A 17,201-nucleotide genomic window follows, 5' to 3' on the forward strand; every position below is an offset into this window, starting at 1 on the left:
GAATCAGGACAGCTCCCGTCCGCTTTCCGCCGTACCGTTGACCCATGATCGAGACCTCGGCGCGCCTGCTGCAACTCCTCTCGCTCCTCCAACTCCGGCGTGAGTGGACCGGCCCCGCCCTCGCCCAGCGCATGGCGGTCACGGAGCGGACGGTCCGGCGGGACATCGGCAAGCTGCGCACGCTCGGCTATCCCATCAACGCCTCCCCCGGGGTCGCCGGCGGATACCAGCTCGGCGCCGGCGCCCGGCTCCCGCCCCTGCTGCTCGACGACGACGAGGCGCTCGCCGTCGCGATCGGCCTGACCGCGGTCACGGCAAGCCCGGTCTCCGGCGTGGGGGAGGCCTCCGTGCGCGCGCTCACCAAACTCGAACAGGTCCTCCCGCCCCGGCTGAGGCCCCGGTTCGCGGGGTTGCGCTTCGCGGTGACACGCATGGCTGCGGCCAGTACGCCGGTGGATCCGGAGATCCTGACCGCCCTCTCCGCGGCGATCACCGAGCGCCGCAGCGTCGCGTTCCGCTACGACCGGCACGACGGCGAATCCTCCCGGCGCGTCGTCGAACCGTACCGGCTCGTGGACACCGGCCGGCGGTGGTACCTGGTGGCCTTCGATCGCTCGCGGGAGGACTGGCGGACGTTCCGCGTGGACCGGTGCCGGAGCGTGCCGGTGGCACGGGACCGCTTCGTACCCCGACCCCTGCCCGCGCCCGACCTCGCGGCCTACGTGCAGGAGTCCATCACCCGCTCGCCCTCTTCCTACGACGCCGTGATCAGGTTCCACGCGCCGCTGCAGGAGCTGGAATCGCGCGTCCCGCCCAGCACGGGCACCCTCGAGGCCGACGGCGAGCACCACACGCTCCTGAGGGCGGGCTTCGACTCCCTCGACTTCCCGCTGGCCTACCTGGCGAGCTGGGACATCGACTTCGAGGTCCTCGAGCCGGCCGCGATGCGGGAGCGCGCCGTCGTCGTCGCCGACCGGCTCCGCCGTGCGACCGGGACCGGGACCGGGAGTGCGGAGCAGGTCGCGCCCGGCAGCGGCGGAAGGCCGGACCCCGGCCCTCGGTGAACACCCCGCCTGCGGCCCGGTGCGAGGAACTAGACTGGCAGGCAACTATGCCACTGACAATTTCCTACCCCGCGGATCTTCCCGTCTCGGAACGCCGGGCTGACATCATGGCCGCCATCGCGGCCAACCAGGTCACCATCATCGCCGGCGAGACCGGGTCCGGGAAGACGACACAGATCCCCAAGATGTGCCTCGAGCTCGGCCTGGCGGAGCATGGGCTGATCGGTCATACCCAGCCCCGGCGCCTCGCCGCCCGCACCGTCGCCGAGCGCATCGCCGAGGAACTGCAGGTCCCGCTGGGCGAGGAGGTCGGCTACCAGGTCCGCTTCACCGGATCCGTCGGCCGCCGCACCAGGATCAAGCTGATGACGGACGGCATCCTCCTCGCCGAGATCCAGCACGACCGGATGCTGCGCAAGTACAGCACGATCATCATCGACGAGGCCCACGAGCGCAGCCTGAACATCGACTTCATCCTCGGCTACCTCAAGCGGATCCTGCCCGAGCGCCCGGACCTGAAGGTCATCATCACCTCGGCGACCATCGACCCGGAGCGCTTCGCCGCGCACTTCGCCGCCGACGCCGCCGTCGTGGACACCTCTCCCGCGCCGATCATCGAGGTCTCCGGCCGCACGTACCCGGTCGAGATCCGGTACCGCCCCCTCGACCAGCCGCCGGGAGGACTCGACGACGGCGACGGCGGCGCGGACAGCGAGCTCGAGGAGGAACGGGATCCGCTCGACGCCGTCTGCGACGCGGTGGACGAACTCTCCCTCGAGGCCCCCGGCGACATCCTGGTGTTCTTCTCCGGCGAGCGCGAGATCCGCGACGCCGCCGACGCCCTCCGCGCCCGCATCCAGTCCACCACGCGCCTGCGCGGCACGGAGGTCCTCCCCCTGTTCGCGAGGCTCTCCCTCGAGGAGCAGCACCGCGTCTTCCGCCCCACCGGCAGCCACCGCCGGATCATCCTCGCGACGAACGTCGCGGAGACCTCCCTCACCGTGCCCGGCATCAAGTACGTCATCGACACCGGCACGGCCCGCATCTCCCGCTATTCGCACCGCACCAAGGTCCAGCGGCTGCCGATCGAGCGCGTGTCCCAGGCCTCCGCGAACCAGCGGTCGGGCCGCAGCGGGCGCGTGTCCGACGGCATCGCCATCCGCCTCTACTCGGAGGAGGACTACGCCTCGCGGCGGCCGTTCACCGAGCCGGAGATTCTGCGGACCAGCCTCGCCTCGGTCATCCTGCAGATGGCCGCCATGGGCGTGACCCGCAGTCCGAAGGACATCGCGGAGTTCCCGTTCGTGGAGCCACCCGAGACCAAGGCGATCAACGACGGCGTCGCCCTGCTCCGCGAGCTCGGCGCACTGAAGGACGACGGCGGCCTGTCCGCGGTGGGCCGCAAGCTCGCCCAGCTGCCCGTCGATCCACGCCTCGGGCGCATGATCGTCGAGGCCGGGGCGCGCGGCTCCGTCAAGGAGGTCATGGTCCTCGCGGCGGCCCTGACCATCCAGGATCCGAGGGAGCGCCCCTCCGCGGACCAGCCCGCCAAGCAGCAGCAGGCCGCCGAGAAGCACAAGCGCTTCGTGGACGAGAACTCGGACTTCACGGCCTACCTCAACCTGTGGCGCTACCTGCAGGAGAGGCAGGACGAACTGTCCTCGACGCAGTTCCGGAAGCTGTGCCGCACGGAGTTCATCAACTACCTGCGCGTGCGGGAGTGGCAGGACCTGTTCCAGCAGCTGCGCCAGCTCGCGAAGCCGCTCGGCATCACCCTGCACGCCGGCCCCGTGGACCCCGTCGGGCTTCACGAACAGATCCACATCGCCCTGCTCGCGGGCCTGCTCGGCAACATCGGCCTCTTCGACCAGCGCAAGCGTGAATACGCCGGTGCACGCGGGACCCGCTTCGCCGTGTTCCCCGGGTCGGCGCTGTTCAAGAAGTCGCCCGACTGGGTGATGGCCGCCGAGCTCGTGGAGACCTCCCGGCTGTGGGCGCGCGTCGTGGCGCGCATCGATCCCCTGTGGGCCGAACAGGTGGCGCCGCACCTGGTGAAGCGCAGCTACAGCGAACCGCACTGGTCCCGGAAGATGGGCTCGGTCATGGCGTACGAGAAGGTGACGCTCTACGGTGTGCCGATCGTGCCGCAGCGTCGCATCAACTACGGGCGGGTGGACCGGGAGGTGGCCCGCGAGCTGTTCATCCGGCATGCCCTCGTCGAGGGTGACTGGAAGACCCACCACACGTTCTTCAGCCGCAACCAGGCCCGCCTCGCCGAGGTGGAGGAGCTCGAGAACCGCCTGCGGCGGCGGGACCTGCGGGTGGACGACGAGACCCTGTTCGAGTTCTACGACCAGCGGATCGGCGCCGAGGTGGTCTCCGAGCGGCACTTCGACTCCTGGTGGAAGCAGGCACGCCACGAGCAGGCGGACCTGCTCGACTTCGATCCGGAGCAGCTCCTCAGCGAGGATGCGGCGGAACTCGACGAGGCGGCCTTCCCGAGTACCTGGCACCAGGCCGGATTCGAGCTGCCCCTGGCCTACGAGTTCTCGCCCCTCACCCCCGGTGCGCACGACGGCGTCACCGTGACCATCCCGGTCCTGTTCCTCAACCAGCTGGACCCGAAGCCGTTCCGCTGGCAGATCCCCGGCCAGCGGGTGGAACTCGTGACCTCACTCATCAAGTCGCTGCCGAAGCAGGTGCGGAAGAACTTCGTGCCCGCCCCCGACGTCGCCCGGAGCGCTGTCGCCGCGCTCGGGGCCGACTTCGATCCGGCCCGGGACGACCTGGAAGCGTCCCTCGAACTCGCACTGCGCCGCCTGCGGGGCCATGTCATCCCGCCCGGGTCGTGGACCTGGTCCGCGGTGCCGCCGCACCTGCTCATGATGTTCCGCATCGTCGACGCCGGGGGGCGCGTGCTCGACGAGTCCCGCGACCTGGAGGCCCTCCGGGAGGCCCTGGCGCCGGCGGTCAGCCGGGCCATCGCGGAGTCCCTCGGCGCGACGCCCGGCAGCACCCGGCCGGCGGGTGGTCCCGGACACGGGGGCCGCGGGAAGGCGACCGCCGGCCCTGCAGGTCGCGAGGGCACGAGGACCGAACCGGCCGGCCGTGGCTCCGGTCGGACGCATGCCGCGGACGCCTCCGCGGCAGGCGGGCAGGCCGCGCAGGGCGCCTCCCTTCCCGGCGGTGCGGTGGCGGTGGCGGAGGCACCCGCGGTCGCCGAGCGGACGGGCGAGAGCAGCTGGGTCTTCGGAGGCATCGAGCGCGAGGTGTCCCGCACCGTCGCCGGTCACCGGGTCACCGGGTTCCCCGCCGTCGTCGACGAGGGCACCTCGGTGGGCCTGCGGGTGTTCCCGACCGCCGGCGAGCAGTCGACGGCGATGCGGGCCGGGATCATCCGGCTCCTGTCCCTGCGTATCCCGAGCCCGGCGAAGTACGTGCTGGAGCATCTCAGCAACACCGAGAAGCTCACCTTCAGCCAGAACCCGCACGGCAGTGTCGCCGAGCTCATCCGCGACTGCTCGCTCGCGGCGATCGACAAGCTCGTGCCGGAGCAGCTGCCCTGGACCGAGGAGGCGTTCAACCGGCTCTACGAGGAGGTCCGCGCCGAGCTCATCGACACGGTGTTCGTCGTGACGGCGACGGTGGAGAAGGTGCTCGCCAGCAGCCGGCGGATCCAGAAGCAGCTCAAGGGGACCACGAGCCTGGCACTGATCACGGCCCTGAACGACGTCCGGAGCCAGCTCGAGCACCTCGTCCACCCCGGCTTCGTCGCGGCCACGGGATACGCCCAGCTGGCGCACCTCCCGCGCTATCTGCGGGGCATCGAGCTGCGGCTCGAGAAACTGCCGACCAATGTGCAGCGCGACGGCCTCGGTACCGCCGTCATCCAGCGGCTCGAGGACGAGTACGACGACGCCGTCGCGTCCCTCGCCGCGGGACGGCACCGGCCCGCGTCCCTGGCGCGCGTCCGGTGGATGATCGAGGAGCTGCGGGTGAGCCTGTTCGCACAGGACCTCGGCACCGCCTACTCGGTCTCCGAGAAGCGCGTCAGGACAGCCCTCAACGAGGCCTTCGCCGAGACGCGGTGACTTCGAGGCGCTCGGCGTCGTGCAGCGCATCGGGCGCCGTCCGGTCACCGCCGGCCCGGGCGGCGATGCCCTGGGCCCTCTCCGCGACCGAGGTCCGCGGGTCGCCGGCCAGGCGCTCGAGCTGCGGGTCCAGCCACGCGCGCAGGGCGGGATCGCCGTCGGACCAGGCGGAGAGTGTCTCCATGGTGTTGATCAGCACGATCCAGTCGTGCTGCTCCTCCAGGTTGCGCTTGAGGACCACCGTGGCGCGGTCACGCTGGTCCGGTGTCAGGTCCGGCGTCAGCCTCAGGAACAGCTTCGCGAGCGTCCACCGCGCGGAGGCCTGGTCCAGCGTGCCGACGTCGTCGATGAGCCGGTCGACGAACGGGACCAGCCAGTCGTGCCGCACGGCCTCGAGGCGTTTGAGGGCGCTGGAGGTACGCAGCCGCACCACAGGGTCCGCACTCCCGTAGCACCCGAACAGCTCCTGCAGCCTCGACCGGTCTGCCGCCACCAGTTCGACGACGTCGACCGTGCGCCCCATCGAGTTGGGATGCCCGCCCGTCAACATGCTCTCGATCGTTTCCATGCACCGGCAACCTACCAGTGGTGGACGGATCGCGGTAGCGGTCTACGGCCCGTTCAGTCGGGGACGGAGCCGGAATGTCCGGCGTCACGCAGCGCCCGGCGCAACACCTCGGCACTCCGATCCATCGCGGCCGGATCCGGCGCGTGATCCACGCGCTTGACGTCGAAATCCTCCGGGGACTGCGTCGGCCAGACGTGCACGTGCAGGTGGGGCACCTCGTAGCCCTCGAGCAGGACGCCCACGCGTTTCGCGCCGAACGCCGTCTCCTGCGCCCTGCCGATGGTCTGCGCGACGGCCATCACCCGGGTCAGGGTCTCCGGATCGGCCTCGAGCCAGTGCGGGATCTCCCGCCGCGGCACCACGAGCGTGTGTCCGGGGGTGATCGGTGCGATGGTGAGGAAAGCGACGACGTCGTCGTCCTGCCACACGAAGCGCCCGGGCACCTCGCCGTCGATGATCCTGGTGAAGAGAGTGGCCATCGGTCCTCCTGGGGTCGCTGCCGGTGGGACACCGCCGCGCGCCCGTCCGGCCGGCAGCGGGATGCCGCCACGCAGGGGCGGCGGTGCGGGGCGTCCTGGGGTCATGCCCCGACGCTACCGCGCCACCCTGCGGCGGGGCCAGCGCCGGCCCCGCCGCAGGGTGCGCCCGCGGTCCGGGGCGGTCAGGCGCCCGTCGCGACGGACAGTCCCTCCGTCGTCGACCACTGGGACCACGAGCCCGGGAACAGTGCGGCGTCGATGCCGGCGATGTCCAGGGCGGCGATGGCGTGGGCCGCGGTGATGCCGGAGCCGCAGTACACCGTGGTGCGCCCGCGCCCGGCACCCAGGGCCCGGAAGCGGCGGCGGAGTTCCTCGGCGGACCGGAAGCGGCGGTCGTCGCCGAGGTTGTCTGCCGTCGGGGCGCTGACCGCTCCGGGGATGTGGCCGGCCTTCGGATCGATCGGCTCGTGCTCGCCGCGGAAGCGTTCGCCGGCCCGGGCGTCGAGGACGACGTCGCCCTGCACCGGGTCGAGCAGGTCGGGGATCGAGACGACGGGCATCCGCCCCGAGGTGAGGTGGACGCTCCCGACGCAGTGCCGCTCCTCCCCGCCCTCGACGTCGTACCCCGCCTCGCGCCAGGCGGTGAGGCCGCCGTCGAGGAGGCTGACCGCCTCGAAGCCGGCGTCGCGCAGGAGCCACCAGAGGCGTGCAGCCGCGAGGTTCCCGGAGTCGTCGTAGGCGACCACCGTGTCGCCGTCGGAGAGTCCCCACTGGCGGGCAGCCTCCTGCAGGGCCTCGGGGTCGGGAAGCGGGTGGCGCCCGAGCCCGGGACCGCCGGGCGCACACAGCTGTGTCTCCATGTCCACGTACACGGCGCCGGGTATGTGGGCTTCACGGTAATGCCCATGGCCGTGGGGGTCGCCCAGGGACCAGCGCACATCCAGCAGGATGGTCTGCCGACCGGAGGTCATCCGGTCCCGCAGCTCCTGCACATCCATCAGAGTCTTCATCGAGATCTCCTGTCGGAACGGTCGACCGGACCGCGGAGCTCACCGCGGCCGGTCCTGATGCAGGCCAGTCCACCACACCCGGGTGCCCCCACCAAGGAACCCGTCCGGCACGCGCACGGCTCACGGACGGCCGCGTGCGCCGGCTCGACCGGAGGATGCCGGAACGGGCCGCGCAGGGCAGGGCCGGACGGACTCAGACGTCGACGCTCTCGCGGAGTGCGAGGTGCCGGAAGGACGTGCCGTACGGCGCACCCAGGCGGGTGAGATGTCCCTCGACCAGGCCGAGCCCCGTCTCGTTGAGGAGGGCGTCGTGGATCTGGAAGGCGCGGGGAGCCCGGACCGCCATCACGAAGTCGACGACCTCGGCCAGCTTCGACCACGGCGCATGCACGGGCACCAGGAGGGTCTCGACGCCGATCCCGTCCGGCACGATCAGCGAATCACCGGGGTGGTACACGGATCCCTCCACGAGGAAGCCCACATTGGCGACCACGGGGATCAGGGGGTGGATCAGCGCGTGCTGGCCGCCGAAGGTCCGCACCCTGAACCCGGCGGCCACGAACTGCTCGCCTCCCGCCACGGGATGGACGCGATCCCCGGCGGCGTGGCCCAGTCCGCGGATGACGGCGTCGGCCACCCCCCGGGGCGCCCACAGTCCCAGCGCGGGGTCCGCCGTGAGCACGGCGACCACGCGGTCGACGGCGATGTGGTCGGGGTGCTCGTGCGTGATGAGGACGGCGGAGGCCCCCTCGAGGGCCTCCTCGACCTCGGAGAAGGTACCGGGATCGACCACGAGCACGGATCCGTCCTGCTCGAGCCGCACGCACGAATGGGAGTACTTGGTCAGCAGCATCGCCTCAGACTACCGCCGCCCGCGCTGATAATCTTGACTCTGATCCTGGGCACGTGTGCCCGCAGGAAGGGTAGGACATGACGCCTGAGGCGACCCCCGAGGCAGTAACGAGGACCGGTACGGCGGCGCCGTCCGCGCGGCCCGCGCCGCCTGCACCACCCACCCGCCGGGGATCGGAGCAGCGCGTCACGCGGCAGCGGCGCGCGGTGAGCGCCGCCCTCGATGCCCTTGACGACTTCGTGAGCACGCAGGAACTCCATCGCGTGCTGCACGAGCGCGGTGAATCGGTCTCGCTCGCCACGGCCTACCGCATCCTGCAGTCGATGGCCGACGACGGCCTCGTGGACGTCCTGCGCAATGGCGACAACGAAGCGGTCTATCGGCGGTGCGCCGTCGAGCACCACCACCACCACCTGCTCTGCCGCAACTGCGGACGGGCCGTCGAGATCGAGGCGCCCGCCGTCGAGCAGTGGGCAGCCCGGATCGCGGCGGAGCACGGGTTCTCCGACGCCGCCCACACCGTCGAGATCCATGGCCTGTGCCCGGAGTGCACGGCGGCGGCGGACCGACCCTGAGGCACCGGCGGTCCAGCACGGTACTCCTTCCTGCGCCACCACGGCCAGGGCACGGATGATGTCGGTGGGGTCGATTAGGCTGTTTGGGTGACGTCCCCTGACAGCTCCGCTGCCGCTGAGCCGACGCCCGACCCCGTCCGCTCCGATGCCGAGCGCACCCGTGGCGCCGCGGCCTGCGATGCCGACTCCGTGCACGACCTCGTCGATGCCGTACGCCGGTACCGGAACGCCGAGGGTGCCATGCGAGGCCAGAGCCGGGACTCCATGCACCTCGGCAAGACCGACATGACGGCACTGCGCTCCATGCTGCGCGCGGGCCAGGCCGGGCAGCCGCTCAATGCCGCGGCCCTCTCCCGGGAACTCGGGATCTCCTCGGCCGCCACGACGGTACTGGTGGACCGCCTCGAGCAGAGCGGCCACGCCGAACGACGCCCGAGCGCCACGGACGGGCGGGTCATCGAGGTCTGGCCGACGGCGACGACCGAGAACGAGGTGCGGTCGACCATGGGGACGATGCACGAGCGGATGATGCGCATCGCCGCCGCTCTCCCGCCCGAGGACAGCAGCACCATCCACCGCTTCCTCGGTGCCCTCGGGCAGGCGATGACGGAGCTGGACTTCCCCGCGACAGGGCCGGCCGATCCTCCCGCATGATCCGCCGCATGATCCGCGGATCACGGCAATCCCTTCGTGTGACGAAGTACCTAGGGAGCCTGACTACTAGATGGTCTAGGATCAAGGCATGAATCCTTCGGACGCACGGCAGGGAGCGGGCTACTGGTATCCGCCGTCCGGCGAGGGTGCCACCCACCAGGCCGCGACCGGCGTCGACGTCCTCAACGCACTCAGGGCCTACCGGAACGTGGAGAGCGGCCTTCGTCGGCAGCTCAGCCAGCGGCTCAGCATCAACGAGACGGACCTCGGAGCCCTGCGCTACCTCCTCGGCATCTGGCAGAAGGACGAAGGTGCCAGCCCCAAGGAACTCGCGCTCGCCCTCGGGATCTCGAGTGCATCGACGACCCTCGTCATCGACCGGCTCGAGAAGGCCGGCTTCATCCGGCGACGCCGCCACCCCGTCGACCGCCGCGCGGTGATCCTGGAGCCCGGGGACAAGGCCACCGAGGAGTTCCGGTCCGCCTTCGACATCGAGAAGCGCGGCGTCCTCGCGGCCGCCGACGGCCTCACGAGCGAGGAGACCGAGACGGTCACCCGCTTCCTGCGCACCATGGAGCAGGCGATCGCCGACGCCGTCCGGCAGCCTGACCACGACCTCAGCACCTAGACCCCCGGCTCCTGCGCCTCCTGCTCGGGTGTCCTCCCGGCCGGCGCGTCCTTCCGGTCCTAGGCGGAGACGCCGGCGGCTGTCCGCGTCGCCCCGGCCCCTGCCCCCGAGTGACGTGACCTCCGCGCGGACCGGCGGGAGCCTATCAGGCGGCACACGAGGTAGATGGCGAACGAGATCGTCGTGACATAGGGGCTGATCGGGATGCGCCCGCCCAGGGCGAGCAGGATTCCGCCCACCACGGAGACGCACGCGAACACCACGCTGAGCAGGACGACGACGCCCGGGGCCGAGGAGACCTTCAGCGCTGCGGCTGCCGGTGTGATCAGCAGGGCGAGGACCAGCAGGGCCCCGACCACCTGGATGGACAGTGCCACGGAGATCGCGAGGAGCACCATGAACAGGATCGAGAGGCCCCGCACCGGCACACCGCGGGCCTCCGCGAGGTCGGGATCCGCGCTCGCGAAGGTGAGCGGACGCCAGATCGCGGCCAGGGCGAGCATGACGACGACCGCGCACCCCACCAGCAGGTTCAGCTGCACGTCGTCGACCGAGACGATCTGCCCGGTCAGGAGGCCGAACTTGTTGGCGGCACGCCCCTCGTAGAGGGCGAGGAACAGGATCCCGAGACCGAGGCCGAAAGGCATGACCACCCCGATGATCGAGTTCCGGTCGCGGGCGCGGATGCCCATGAGCCCGAGGACGAGTGCGGCGAGGACGGAGCCGACGAGGGACCCGGCCACCACATTGGCCCCGACGAGCAGCGCGAACGCGGCCCCCGCGAAGGAGAGCTCGGCGATGCCGTGCACCGCGAAGGCGAGGTCGCGCATCATGACGAAGGTCCCGATGAGCCCGCCGAGCAGTCCGAGCACGGCCCCGGCGATGAGCGAGTTCCGGACCAGCGGGAGCAGCTGGGCGTAGTTGTCGAACGTGAAGAGGGCGTCGACGATGTCCTGGAAGTCCATGGCCTAGGCGCTCTCGTGATGGTGGGTCGTGGCGTCCGGCAGACCGACGACGACGATCCTCCCGTTGCTGTGCAGCACCTCGACGGGGCTGTCGTACAGATCGGAGAGCACCTCGCTCGTCATGACCTCGGCCGGGCTGCCCACCCGGAACTTGCCGTCGGCGAGGTACAGCACACGGTCCACATAGTCGATGACGGGATTGATCTCGTGGGTCACGAAGACCACGGCGCTGTTCTTCTCATGGCACTGCCGGTTGATGAGCGAGCTCACCGCCTGCTGATGGTTCAGGTCCAGCGAGAGCAGGGGCTCGTCACACAGGAGCACGGCCGGGTCCGTGGCGAGGGCCTGTGCGGCCCGCAGTCGCTGCTGCTCGCCCCCCGACAGGAGACCGACCGGCGCCTCCGCATAGGATTCGGCGCCGACGTCGTGCAGGAGCCGGTCCACGTGCTCGCGGTACCCGCGGCCCCTGACACGCAGCCCCCAGCGGTGCCCGTCCACCCCGAGCCCCACGAGGTCGCGGGCCCTCAGCGGCGTCTCGGCGGGAAAGGATTTCTGCTGCGGGATGTACCCGAGCGCCCGGCTGCCACGCGTGACCGGGCGGCCGTCGACGGTCGCGGTGCCGGAGTCGAGCGGCTGCAGTCCCAGCAGCACCTTCAGGAAGCTCGTCTTGCCCGAGCCGTTGGGGCCGAGGACGGCGAAGAACTCGCCGGGCATGATGTCGAGGTCCAGCCCCTCCCACAGGGTGCGGCCACCGAAGGACAGTGCCGCGTCGCGCAGGCTGATCGCCGGCCGGGCGTCCGTCGCCCCGGCGGAGGAGGACGCTGGCCGGGGAACTGTCGAGGTCATGCGGAGCGGCTTCCAGTCTGTCGTGGTGCAGGGTGTGTTCCGGGGGTGGTGCAGGAGCGTGGCGCGGGGTGCTCAGGATGCGAGGGCGGCCTCGATGCTTTCGGCGTTGCCCGCCATCCAGGACACGTAGTCCTCACCGTCGGGCAGGGTCTCGGTGAACTCGACGACGGGAAGGCCCGCCTCCCCGGCATCGGATCGAACGGCTTCCGTCTGCGCCCCTTCGGTCTGGCCATTGTAGGCAAGGAAGGCGAGGCTGCCACCCGACACGAGGGACTTCATCTCCTCGAGTGCCGCCACGGGGACATCGGACTCCTCCTCGATCGCCTGGGTGAACGCCTCCGGCGTCACGTCCTCGAGACCCGCGGCCTCCAGCAGGTAGGCGGGGACGGGCTCGGTCACCGCGACCCTGACGCCGTCGTTCCCGTTCTCCGACGCCAGCGCGGCCAGCCGATCCTGGACGGGCCGGAGGTCCTCGACGAAGGCATCGGCGCGCTGGCGGTAGGCGTCGGCATTGGACGCATCGATGCGGGACAGTTCCTCCGCGATCGCGTCGGCGAGCGTCGCCATGGCGGACAAGTCGTACCAGACGTGCTCGTTGAAGGCCCCGTGACCGTGGCCCTCCTCCGCGTGGTCCTCCTCCGGGTGCTCCCCGGTGCCTGCGGGCTCCTCGAGGCCTGACAGCTCGACGGCGTTCAGCACCGTCTCGACGCCGGTCTCGTCCGCGAGGCGCCCGAGGAACGCGTCGTACCCTCCGCCGTTCTCGATGACGAGGTCGGCGCCGGACACCGCGAGCTTGTCCTGCACCGTCGGCTCGTAGGAATGCGGGTCCTGGCTCAGGCTGTCCACGATCGAGGTGACCTCGACGTCGTCGCCGCCCACGGCCGCCGCGATGCCGCCGTACACGTTGGTGGCGCTGACGACCGTGATCGCCCCATCACCGGAAGCGCCCGCCTGACCGGTCGATGCGCCGGACCCGCCGTCCCCGCAGGCGGCGAGACCGAGCGCCGAGACGGCGATCAGCGCGGGGAGCGCGGGGAGCGCGAGACGTGGAGAGACTGGCATCGGAGAACCTCGATCGGACTAATGAGAATTGTTCGGGTTAGCGCTTCGAGCATAACCCAGACGCGAACCGTTCGCATTTCCCTGTCCGGTGATCAGGTGACCGGCGCGTCGGGACCGCCGATCCCCTCCCCCGACCTGCGGGCCCCCCGGTTCTGCGTTACGTCGCGGATCTCGCCGATGAGCTGCTCGATCACATCCTCGAGGAAGAGCACTCCGCGCGTCGAGCCGTCGGGCCCGAGGACGCGCGCGAGGTGCGAACCGGTCCGCTGCATCACCGTGAGGGCGTCCTCGATCTCGTCGTGCAGCGACAGGTTGGCCAGCGTACGGACCTTGTTCTCCGTGATCGGGCGCCGGTACATGGCCTGCGGCATCGACATGATGTCCTTCAGGTGCATGTAGCCGGTGAGGTTGTCGTTCTCGTCCACCATGACGAAACGGGAGAATCCGGTCCGGCCGACCGCGCGCTCGAAGTCCTCCGGCGTCGCATCGGTGCGGACCGTGACGAGGCCGTCGAGCGGCACCATCGTGGTCTCGGCCGTCTGCCCGGAGAATTCCAGCGCACCGGTGATGAGCCCCGACTCGTCGTCCACGAGTCCGCTCTTCGTCGACTCCTCCACGATGGACTGCACCTCCTCGAGCGTGTAGGTCGAGGACACCTCGTCCTTCGGTTCCACCCTGAGGGCGCGGAGGATATGGTTCGCGGCCCAGTTCAGCGAGGAGATCACCGGGTTGACGACCCGCGCGATCATCACGAGCGGCGGGGCCAGGAGGAGCGCGGCCTTGTCGGCGACGGAGACCGAGATGTTCTTCGGCACCATCTCGCCGAAGGTCACGTGCAGGAAGGTCACCAGGAGCAGGGCGATCGCGAACGCAAGACCACCGGCGAGGCCCTCGGGGATCCCGACGGCTTCCAGCGGCACCACGAGCAGGTGGTGGATCGCGGGCTCCGCGACCTGCAGGATCAGGAGCGAGCAGACCGTGATGCCCAGCTGCGCGCACGCGAGCATGAGGGAGACGTGCTCCATGGCCCAGATCGTGGTCTTCGCGCGCTTCGACCCCGTCTCCGCCAGGGGCTCGATCTGGCTGCGACGCGCCGACATGATGGCGAACTCCGCGCCGACGAAGAAGGCGTTGCCGGCCAGGAGGACGACGAGCCAGACGATTCCCGCCCAGTCGCTCATCGGTGGTCCTTCCGGTAGGACGTGCTGCCGGCGAAGACGGGCCCGGTGGTCCCTTCGGCACCCGAGGAGCCCTGGGGCACCGACTGGTGCTCGGGCACGACAGCGCTGTCGTCGTCGTGCCCTGGCGCGACGGGCGCCGGACGGAACTCGACGCGGTCGATGCGCCGTCCGTCCATGCGTTCCACGGTCAGCATGCCCGCGGGGACCTCGACCGTGTCCCCGGGCGCTGCGACCCGGCCGAGCTCGGCCATGATGAATCCCGCCACAGTCTCGTAGCCCGCCTCGTCCGGCACCACGAGACCGGGAATCTGCAGGGTCACCTCGTCGGGGCGCATGAGGCCGGGGAAGAACCAGTCCCCCGCCGCGCTCTGCAGCACACCCAGTTTCAGCTTGTCGTGCTCGTCCGCGACCTCGCCGACGATCTCCTCGACCAGGTCCTCGAGCGTGGCGACACCGGCGGTTCCCCCGTATTCGTCGAGCACGACGGCCAGTTGGAGGTTCGCCTCGCGGAGTTCACTCAGGAGCGAATCGAGGTGCACCGTCTCGGGGACGCGCAGGACATCCGTCATGATGGTGCCCGCCGGCAGGCCTGCGCGCTTGTGGCGCGGGACCGCGACGGCCTTCTTGACGTGGACGACGCCACGGATGTCGTCCGCGGAGTCGCCGATCAGCGGGAACCGCGAATAGCCGGTCCGGCGCGCGGCCTCGACGACGTCGGCCACGGACTGGTCCGAGTCGATCACCTCCATCCGGATGCGCGGGGTCATCACATCGGCTGCTGTCCGCTCGGAGAAGCTGAAGGTGCGCGCCAGGAAGTTGGCGGTGCCCTGGTCCAGCGTGCCCATCTCGGCGGAACGACGCACGAGGGACGAGAGCTCCGACGGCGTCCGGGCGCCGGAGATCTCCTCCTTCGCCTCGAGCCCGAAGATATTGAGGACGCGGTTGGAGAACCCGTTCAGCACGATGATGGCCGGCTTGAAGACAGCGGTGAACATCAGCTGGGGGCGGGCCAGTGCCCTGCCGACCCTGAAGGGCAGCGCGATCGAGAGGTTCTTGGGAACCAGCTCGCCGATGAGCATGGACAGCAGGGTCGCGAAGGCCATCGCGATGATGAGCGAGGCGGAGGCGACCAGGGCCTCCGAGAGGCCGAGTGCGGCGAGCGGGGTCTCGAGGAGCCGGCCGACGGACGGCTCCATGACGTAGCCGGTGAGCAGCGTGGTGAGCGTGATGCCCAACTGGCAGCTGGAGAGCTGGGTCGAGAGGGACTTCAGGCAGCGGAGCAGGGGTACGGCCTTGGCGTCCCCGTCGTCCACCGCGCGCTGGACATAGGTCTGGTCGAGGGCCACCAGGGCGAACTCGACGGCCACGAAGAAGCCTGTCCCCAGCACCAGGAGCAGGCCTGCAACCAGATACACCCATTCCACCGCTACTTCCCCTCCTCGGTCTGCCCGGGACGGGACCGCAGCGGTCCGCGTTTGAGGGGGTCCGCTGCATCCGACGGGACAGGAGGCGCGCCGCCCTTGTCGGACCCGGCGTCCACGGCCTGTCCGGTATCGGCTGCGGGCAGCGGATGGGCAAGAGGAGAGGGTGCGCCGACGTCGAGCCGGCCCCTGGGAGGACTGTCCATAAGACCACCAGTTTACGGGCCGGGTGTCCGGCCGGCAGACGGAATCCGAGGCGGCGCACCCGGTTCTTCGCTCACAGCGCAACGAGGGACCCGGACGCTGCAGCGTCCGGGTCCCGGGGGGGGGGGGGGGGGGCCGCTACCAGCTCTGCGGCAGCGGGCGGCCCTCCTCGTAGCCCGCGGCGGACTGCACCCCGACCACCGCGCGGTCGCGGAACTCGCCCAGCGTCGTCGCCCCCGCGTAGGTCATCGAGCTGCGGACGCCGGCCGTGATCATGTCGAGGAGGTCCTCGACACCGGGCCGCGCCGGATCGAGGTACATCTTCGAGGTGGAGATCCCCTCCTCGAACAGTCCCTTGCGGGCGCGCGCGAACACGTCGTCACTCCGGGTCCGGTTCTGCACGGCCCGGGCGGAGGCCATGCCGAAGCTCTCCTTGTAACGGCGTCCGCTGCTGTCGGTCTGCAGGTCGCCCGGGCTCTCGTAGGTCCCGGCGAACCAGGAGCCGATCATGACCTGGCTCGCGCCGGCCGCGAGGGCGAGGGCGACGTCGCGCGGGTACCGCACACCGCCGTCGGCCCACACGTGGGCGCCGAGCTCGGCGGCCGCCTGGGCGCACTCGTGGACGGCGGAGAACTGCGGGCGGCCCACCGCCGTCATCATGCGCGTGGTGCACATGGCCCCGGGGCCCACACCCACCTTGATGATCGAGGCCCCGGCGGCCACGAGATCGCGCACGCCCTCCGCACTGACGACGTTCCCGGCGACGATCGGCACCGTCGGGTGCAGGCCGCGCACCACGGCGAGCGCGTCGAGCATCTTCCGCTGGTGGCCGTGGGCGGTGTCGACGACGAGGACGTCGACGCCGGCGTCGAGCAGGGCCGCCGCCTTCGCCTCGACATCGCCGTTGATGCCGACCGCGGCCGCCACGGTGAGCCTGCCCGCGGCGTCGAGTGCGGGCTCGTAGATGGTGGAGCGGAGCGCCCCGGTGCGGGTGATGACGCCCTGGAGGGCGCCGTCGCGCACCACGGGCGCCAGGGCGACGCGGGATCCGTCGAGGTCCTCGAAGGCCTTCTGCAGCGCGGCCGCGGGATCGGCGTCGAACATCGACGCCTCGAAGGCGGCGGGCGCCGGGCGCATCACCGACTCCAGCGAGGCGAAGCGGTCCACCTCCTCGCAGTCGTCCGCATTGACCACGCCGACGCACACCCCGGCGTCGTCCGTGACGAGGACCGCCCCGTGCGCGCGCTTGTGCATGAGGTGCAGCGCATCCACCACGGTGTTGCCGGGCTGCAGCTGCAGCGGCGTCTCGAAGACGGGGTGGCGCTCCTTGACCCACGAGGTGACCTCCGCGATGACCTCGACGGGGACGTCCTGCGGGAGGACCCCGATGCCGCCGCGCCGCGCGATGGTCTCGACCATGCGCCGGCCGGTCACCGCCGTCATGTTGGCGACGACGAGCGGGATCGTGGTTCCCGTGCCGTCGTCCGAGGACAGATCGACGTCGAAACGGGAGATCACCTCGGACGTGGAAGGCACGAGGAACACATCCGAGTAGGTGAGGTCGGTGGTGGGCGGATTGATGAAGCGCATGGTTCTCCTT

Annotated in this window: 16 protein-coding genes; 5 read left to right on the forward strand and 11 right to left on the reverse strand. The window is 70.7% G+C overall.

Features of this window, described 5'->3' with window-relative positions:
* Positions 1-44 precede the first annotated feature (44 nt).
* Positions 45-1,064 (forward strand): helix-turn-helix transcriptional regulator, encoded by a 1,020-nt coding sequence (locus tag IWX63_RS00980; protein WP_199276288.1) that lies wholly within the window; start codon positions 45-47, stop codon positions 1,062-1,064.
* Positions 1,065-1,111: 47 nt separating this feature from the next.
* Positions 1,112-5,155, forward strand: coding sequence for an ATP-dependent RNA helicase HrpA (hrpA, locus tag IWX63_RS00985; protein ID WP_199276289.1), 4,044 nt, complete (start codon positions 1,112-1,114; stop codon positions 5,153-5,155).
* Here hrpA and IWX63_RS00990 read toward each other — a convergent pair.
* From IWX63_RS00990 to IWX63_RS01005, 4 genes are all read right to left on the reverse strand, one after another.
* Entirely contained in the window at positions 5,127-5,723 is a 597-nt protein-coding gene (locus tag IWX63_RS00990; protein WP_199276290.1) for a hypothetical protein, read from the reverse strand. The two genes, hrpA and IWX63_RS00990, sit on opposite strands and share 29 nt — an antisense overlap.
* 53 nt (positions 5,724-5,776) lie before the next feature.
* The gene (locus tag IWX63_RS00995) at positions 5,777-6,202 is read right to left on the reverse strand and encodes an HIT family protein (protein WP_199276291.1); all 426 of its coding nucleotides are present in this window, start codon (positions 6,200-6,202) and stop codon (positions 5,777-5,779) included.
* A 182-nt stretch (positions 6,203-6,384) separates the two neighbouring features.
* The gene (locus IWX63_RS01000; RefSeq protein WP_199276292.1) at positions 6,385-7,212 is read right to left on the reverse strand and encodes a sulfurtransferase; all 828 of its coding nucleotides are present in this window, start codon (positions 7,210-7,212) and stop codon (positions 6,385-6,387) included.
* Between the two features lie 193 nt (positions 7,213-7,405).
* Positions 7,406-8,065, reverse strand: a complete 660-nt coding sequence (locus IWX63_RS01005; protein ID WP_199276293.1) for an MBL fold metallo-hydrolase — start codon at positions 8,063-8,065, stop codon at positions 7,406-7,408.
* A gap of 77 nt (positions 8,066-8,142) precedes the next feature.
* On the opposite strand from IWX63_RS01005, the gene IWX63_RS01010 reads away from it, so the two are divergent.
* From IWX63_RS01010 to IWX63_RS01020, 3 genes are all read left to right on the forward strand, one after another.
* The gene (locus IWX63_RS01010; RefSeq protein ID WP_199276294.1) at positions 8,143-8,640 is read left to right on the forward strand and encodes a Fur family transcriptional regulator; all 498 of its coding nucleotides are present in this window, start codon (positions 8,143-8,145) and stop codon (positions 8,638-8,640) included.
* Positions 8,641-8,727: 87 nt separating this feature from the next.
* Entirely contained in the window at positions 8,728-9,294 is a 567-nt protein-coding gene (locus IWX63_RS01015) for a MarR family winged helix-turn-helix transcriptional regulator (protein ID WP_199276295.1), read from the forward strand.
* 88 nt (positions 9,295-9,382) lie between these two features.
* A complete protein-coding gene (locus IWX63_RS01020; RefSeq protein ID WP_199276296.1) occupies positions 9,383-9,922 on the forward strand; it encodes a MarR family winged helix-turn-helix transcriptional regulator in 540 nt (179 codons plus the stop codon).
* Between the two features lie 59 nt (positions 9,923-9,981).
* Here IWX63_RS01020 and IWX63_RS01025 read toward each other — a convergent pair whose 3' ends face one another.
* The 7 genes from IWX63_RS01025 to IWX63_RS01055 form a co-directional block, all read right to left on the reverse strand.
* Positions 9,982-10,887: a metal ABC transporter permease gene (locus IWX63_RS01025; RefSeq protein ID WP_199276297.1), complete on the reverse strand. Its 906-nt coding sequence runs from the start codon at positions 10,885-10,887 to the stop codon at positions 9,982-9,984.
* A 3-nt stretch (positions 10,888-10,890) separates the two neighbouring features.
* The gene (locus IWX63_RS01030) at positions 10,891-11,670 is read right to left on the reverse strand and encodes a metal ABC transporter ATP-binding protein (RefSeq protein WP_334685566.1); all 780 of its coding nucleotides are present in this window, start codon (positions 11,668-11,670) and stop codon (positions 10,891-10,893) included.
* A 135-nt stretch (positions 11,671-11,805) separates the two neighbouring features.
* Complete coding sequence (locus IWX63_RS01035; RefSeq protein ID WP_199276299.1) at positions 11,806-12,795, reverse strand: metal ABC transporter solute-binding protein, Zn/Mn family; 990 nt, start codon at positions 12,793-12,795, stop codon at positions 11,806-11,808.
* A gap of 92 nt (positions 12,796-12,887) precedes the next feature.
* Positions 12,888-13,976, reverse strand: a complete 1,089-nt coding sequence (locus tag IWX63_RS01040) for a hemolysin family protein (RefSeq protein ID WP_199276300.1) — start codon at positions 13,974-13,976, stop codon at positions 12,888-12,890.
* A complete protein-coding gene (locus tag IWX63_RS01045) occupies positions 13,973-15,400 on the reverse strand; it encodes a hemolysin family protein (protein ID WP_199276301.1) in 1,428 nt (475 codons plus the stop codon). The genes IWX63_RS01040 and IWX63_RS01045 overlap by 4 nt, the downstream gene beginning before the upstream one ends.
* Before the next feature lie 2 nt (positions 15,401-15,402).
* Positions 15,403-15,603 (reverse strand): hypothetical protein, encoded by a 201-nt coding sequence (locus IWX63_RS01050; RefSeq protein WP_199276302.1) that lies wholly within the window; start codon positions 15,601-15,603, stop codon positions 15,403-15,405.
* A 136-nt stretch (positions 15,604-15,739) separates the two neighbouring features.
* Entirely contained in the window at positions 15,740-17,191 is a 1,452-nt protein-coding gene (locus tag IWX63_RS01055; RefSeq protein WP_199276303.1) for a GuaB1 family IMP dehydrogenase-related protein, read from the reverse strand.
* Between the last annotated feature and the right edge of the window lie 10 nt (positions 17,192-17,201).

This window comes from Arthrobacter sp. CAN_A2 (assembly GCF_015752045.1).
Lineage (GTDB): Bacteria > Actinomycetota > Actinomycetes > Actinomycetales > Micrococcaceae > Arthrobacter_D.

What these genes read in the sequence shown, in the direction of transcription:
- IWX63_RS00980 (WP_199276288.1), top strand. Translation starts at nt 45, where the DNA reads ATGATCGAGACCTCGGCGCGCCTGCTGCAACTCCTCTCGCTCCTCCAA.
- hrpA (WP_199276289.1), top strand. Translation starts at nt 1,112, where the DNA reads ATGCCACTGACAATTTCCTACCCCGCGGATCTTCCCGTCTCGGAACGC.
- IWX63_RS00990 (WP_199276290.1), bottom strand. Translation starts at nt 5,723, where the DNA reads ATGGAAACGATCGAGAGCATGTTGACGGGCGGGCATCCCAACTCGATG.
- IWX63_RS00995 (WP_199276291.1), bottom strand. Translation starts at nt 6,202, where the DNA reads ATGGCCACTCTCTTCACCAGGATCATCGACGGCGAGGTGCCCGGGCGC.
- IWX63_RS01000 (WP_199276292.1), bottom strand. Translation starts at nt 7,212, where the DNA reads ATGAAGACTCTGATGGATGTGCAGGAGCTGCGGGACCGGATGACCTCC.
- IWX63_RS01005 (WP_199276293.1), bottom strand. Translation starts at nt 8,065, where the DNA reads ATGCTGCTGACCAAGTACTCCCATTCGTGCGTGCGGCTCGAGCAGGAC.
- IWX63_RS01010 (WP_199276294.1), top strand. Translation starts at nt 8,143, where the DNA reads ATGACGCCTGAGGCGACCCCCGAGGCAGTAACGAGGACCGGTACGGCG.
- IWX63_RS01020 (WP_199276296.1), top strand. Translation starts at nt 9,383, where the DNA reads ATGAATCCTTCGGACGCACGGCAGGGAGCGGGCTACTGGTATCCGCCG.
- IWX63_RS01025 (WP_199276297.1), bottom strand. Translation starts at nt 10,887, where the DNA reads ATGGACTTCCAGGACATCGTCGACGCCCTCTTCACGTTCGACAACTAC.
- IWX63_RS01035 (WP_199276299.1), bottom strand. Translation starts at nt 12,795, where the DNA reads ATGCCAGTCTCTCCACGTCTCGCGCTCCCCGCGCTCCCCGCGCTGATC.
- IWX63_RS01040 (WP_199276300.1), bottom strand. Translation starts at nt 13,976, where the DNA reads ATGAGCGACTGGGCGGGAATCGTCTGGCTCGTCGTCCTCCTGGCCGGC.
- IWX63_RS01050 (WP_199276302.1), bottom strand. Translation starts at nt 15,603, where the DNA reads ATGGACAGTCCTCCCAGGGGCCGGCTCGACGTCGGCGCACCCTCTCCT.
- IWX63_RS01055 (WP_199276303.1), bottom strand. Translation starts at nt 17,191, where the DNA reads ATGCGCTTCATCAATCCGCCCACCACCGACCTCACCTACTCGGATGTG.